Consider the following 3743-nt stretch of genomic DNA (forward strand, 5'->3'; position numbering starts at 1 on the left):
GATGGCACCATAGACACTATAATCATCAATGCTGCTGAATGCGAGCCGTTCTTGACATGTGACCACAGAATGATGCTTGAATATTCAGACAGAATGATAGGCGGCCTTAGGATAGTTATGAAATATCTTAATGTTAGCAGTGCTTACATAGGAATTGAAGATAATAAACAAGACGCTATAGACCTACTAGAAGAAAAATTAAAAGATGACAAGTTCATCAAAGTAGCAGTACTTAAAACTAAATTCCCTCAAGGGGACGCTTATAGAATGGTTGACTCAATCTTAGGCAGAAAAGTTCCTCAAGGAGGAAGAACTAAGAATGTTAATACATTTGTAAGTAATGTTGGTACCTTCGTAGCCATCTACGATGCAGTAACATTTGGTCACGTATCACATAAGAGAGTAGTTACAGTTACAGGTAACGGAGTAAAAACACCTAAGAACATCAACGCATATGTTGGAACATCTATCAGAGACCTAGTTGAACAAGCTGGCGGCTTCAATGGCGATGTTACAAAAGTTATAGTTGGTGGACCAATGACAGGTGTCGCTCAATATTCATTAGATACACCTATATCTAAGAACACATCAGGTATAATCCTGTTAACTGATAGCGACTATAAAGATGAAGAAGAAAGCCAATGCATCAAATGCGGTAAGTGCGTAGAAGCTTGTCCAGTACACTTAATGCCACTTTATATCTCTAAATATCAAGAGCTTGGCAACTTAAAGATGTGCGACAAATACAACGCTCAAAGCTGTATAGTATGCGGATCTTGTTCATATGTTTGTCCTGCAAAGAGATTCTTAGCTGAAAGAATTTCAGTAGCAAAGAGAGAGATAAAACAATCTCTAAGAAGATCTAGATAGGAGGGAAATATGGAAACAAATAAAAATTTACAAGAAGAAAAGCTTTATAGAGTAAGCTTAGCTCCATATTTGCGTTCTAAGGATACTACTCAAAAGATGATGCTAGACGTTATCATAGCATTACTACCAGCATTAGCAGCAAGTATCTACTTTTTCGGCATGAATGCTTTAATGCTAACAGTAGTATCAGTAGCTTCATGCGTTGTAGCAGAAGTACTTATGCAAAAGCTATTCAAAAAGAAAGTTACAGTTAGCGATTTATCGGCTGTAATTACAGGAATTTTATTAGCATTTAACTTACCAGCAAGTGCACCATGGTGGATGCCAGTATTTGGCGGTTTCTTTGCTATATGCATAGTAAAACAAATCTTCGGTGGAATCGGTTCAAACTTTATGAACCCAGCACTTGGAGCAAGAGCAGCTATCATGGCATCTTGGCCAGGACTAATTACTAATTACATCACACCTGACGGAGTAGCATCAGCTACACCACTTCAACTAATGAAGGCAGGTACAACAGCTGAATTGCCATCACTTATGGATATGGCAATTGGTAACATCGGTGGAGTTATAGGTGAAACATGTTCTATACTATTGATTCTTGGCGGAATCTACTTAATAGTAAAGAAAGTTATTGATTGGAAAATACCTTGCCTATATATTTTAACTACAGCAGTATTATTACTAGCATTTGGCGTTGACATAAGTTTATTGCCATACCATATACTTGGTGGAGGACTTATACTAGGAGCCTTCTTCATGGCAACAGACTTCGTTACATGTCCTGTAACACCTAATGGTAGAATCATATTTGCTATAGGCTGCGGTCTAATCACTGCTATAATCAGAATATATGGCGGTATGGCAGAAGGCGTTTCATATGCAATCATACTTATGAACACTGCTACACCATTAATCGAGTCATTAACTACACCTAAGGTATTTGGGGAGGTTAAGAGCAAATGAAAGAAACATTAAAACTTGGTTTAATATTATTCATCATTGCAGCTTTCTCAGGTGGAGTTTTATCTTACACAAACAGTTTGACTAAGCCTATCATAGACCAAAGGGAATATGAAGAAACTCAAACTGCTTTTAAAGAATTAATTCCAGATGCTGATAGCTTTGATCAGCTTGATGCAGCAAAACTTGAAAGCTTAAAGAGTGAAAATAAAAAGATTCAAGACATATACGAAGCGAAAAAAGATGGTTCAGTTATAGGATACACATTCAAAACTTCTGGATCAGGTTATGGCGGAGACGTTGTTATATTAACAGGCGTTGCAGAAGATAAGATTACTAAGATACTTGTTTTATCTCACAAAGAAACACCATCATTAGGTGATAGAATTGAAAATGATGAGTTCAAAGATTTATTTGTTGGCAAAGATGCAAGCAATGAACTAGTTTTATCTAAGACTGCTTCTGGAGAAGAAATACAAGCTATATCAGGCTCAACAATCTCTTCAAGAGCAACTGTAGAAGCTGTTAATCAAGCAATTGACGCTTTAAGTAAGTTAAAGTAGAGGTGCGAGATGAAGATATCAAAAATATTTAAAGAAGGCTTAATTGATAATAATACAATATTATCACAATTAGTTGGTCTATGCTCAGTACTTGCCATCTCTAGTACTCTTAAAAACTCTGTTACAATGGCAGTTGCTGTAATGATAGTTACAATCCTTTCAAACTTTTTCATTTCTTTGTTAAGAAAGATTATTCCTTCAAAGATAAGAATACCTATATATATAGTTATCATAGCAACATTCGTTACTATTATAGACTTAGTATTACACGCATATTTACCAGATATGTATAAGCAACTAGGCTTATTCATTCCGCTTATTGTAGTTAACTGTATGATACTTGCAAGAGCTGAAAGCTTTGCATCAAAGAACAATGTTTTCTACTCAATAATAGATGGTTTAGCATCTGGTCTAGGATATGCTATCGCAATATGCGCATTAGGTTTTGTTAGAGAATTAATTGGCGCTGGATCAATCTGGGGCAAACAAATCTTCCAAGGAGCTAGTTTATTCGTGCTTCCTCCAGGAGCATTCATTGTTCTAGGTATATTCGTAGCCATCTTTAACATTTACTTATTGAAGAAGAAAAAGGAGGAAAACTAGATGGGAACAATATTTAAGATTTTGATTTCTACAATTTTTGTAAACAACTACGTTTTCGCTCAATTCCTAGGAATTTGTCCGTTCCTTGGCGTTTCAAGTAAGGTAGAGACAGCTACAGGTATGAGTGTTGCAGTTACATTCGTTGTTACACTTGCTTCAATCATTACTTATTATGTACAAATACTATTACTTAACCCATTTAACTTAGGATATTTACAAACAATTGTGTTTATACTTATCATAGCGTCACTTGTACAATTCGTTGAAATGGTTATAAAGAAGATATCTCCAGCACTTTATGGAGCGATGGGTGTGTTCTTACCACTAATCACAACAAACTGTATGGTACTTGGTGTTGCTATACTTAACATTCAAAGTGATTATAACATTTTTGAAGTAATCACAAACGCTATTGGCGCATCACTTGGTTTTGGCTTAGCACTAATACTACTTTCTTCACTAAGAGAAAAGCTTGAACTTGTTGATGTACCTGAACCACTTAAGGGAATGCCTCTTGCACTAATCGCAGCTGGACTTATGTCTATCGCGTTCATGGGCTTCTCAGGACTAGTATAGGAGGTAGAATATGGAAGTATATTTAATACCTATAGCAGTCTGTGGTATCATAGGCTTAATATTTGCGGTTTTATTATCAATCGCTTCAAAAGTATTTGAAGTAAAGCTAGATCCAACTGTAGATAAAGTTTTATCTGCACTACCAGGAGCTAACTGCGGTGCTTGCGG

Annotated in this window: 5 protein-coding genes; all 5 read left to right on the forward strand. The window is 36.0% G+C overall.

Going from position 1 to position 3743, the window contains the following annotated elements:
• Positions 1–870, forward strand: an 870-nt coding sequence (locus Q0E71_RS06535; protein WP_294797186.1) for an RnfABCDGE type electron transport complex subunit C, incomplete at its 5' end; no start/stop codon positions are given.
• A 9-nt stretch (positions 871–879) separates the two neighbouring features.
• Positions 880–1836 (forward strand): RnfABCDGE type electron transport complex subunit D, encoded by a 957-nt coding sequence (locus tag Q0E71_RS06540; RefSeq protein ID WP_294797188.1) that lies wholly within the window; start codon positions 880–882, stop codon positions 1834–1836.
• Positions 1833–2396 (forward strand): RnfABCDGE type electron transport complex subunit G, encoded by a 564-nt coding sequence (locus tag Q0E71_RS06545; protein WP_294797190.1) that lies wholly within the window; start codon positions 1833–1835, stop codon positions 2394–2396. Before Q0E71_RS06540 ends, Q0E71_RS06545 begins: the two co-directional genes overlap by 4 nt.
• Before the next feature lie 9 nt (positions 2397–2405).
• A complete protein-coding gene (gene rsxE, locus Q0E71_RS06550) occupies positions 2406–2999 on the forward strand; it encodes an electron transport complex subunit RsxE (protein ID WP_294797192.1) in 594 nt (197 codons plus the stop codon).
• Positions 3000–3575, forward strand: a complete 576-nt coding sequence (gene rsxA / locus Q0E71_RS06555) for an electron transport complex subunit RsxA (RefSeq protein ID WP_294797194.1) — start codon at positions 3000–3002, stop codon at positions 3573–3575.
• The last annotated feature ends 168 nt before the right edge of the window (positions 3576–3743 follow it).

The organism is uncultured Fenollaria sp., from assembly GCF_934202865.1.
Classification (GTDB): domain Bacteria; phylum Bacillota; class Clostridia; order Tissierellales; family Peptoniphilaceae; genus Fenollaria.

Excerpts from the sequence above, each read along its gene's own strand:
- Q0E71_RS06540 (WP_294797188.1), top strand. The coding sequence starts at position 880 with ATGGAAACAAATAAAAATTTACAAGAAGAAAAGCTTTATAGAGTAAGC.
- Q0E71_RS06545 (WP_294797190.1), top strand. The coding sequence starts at position 1,833 with ATGAAAGAAACATTAAAACTTGGTTTAATATTATTCATCATTGCAGCT.
- rsxE (WP_294797192.1), top strand. The coding sequence starts at position 2,406 with ATGAAGATATCAAAAATATTTAAAGAAGGCTTAATTGATAATAATACA.
- rsxA (WP_294797194.1), top strand. The coding sequence starts at position 3,000 with ATGGGAACAATATTTAAGATTTTGATTTCTACAATTTTTGTAAACAAC.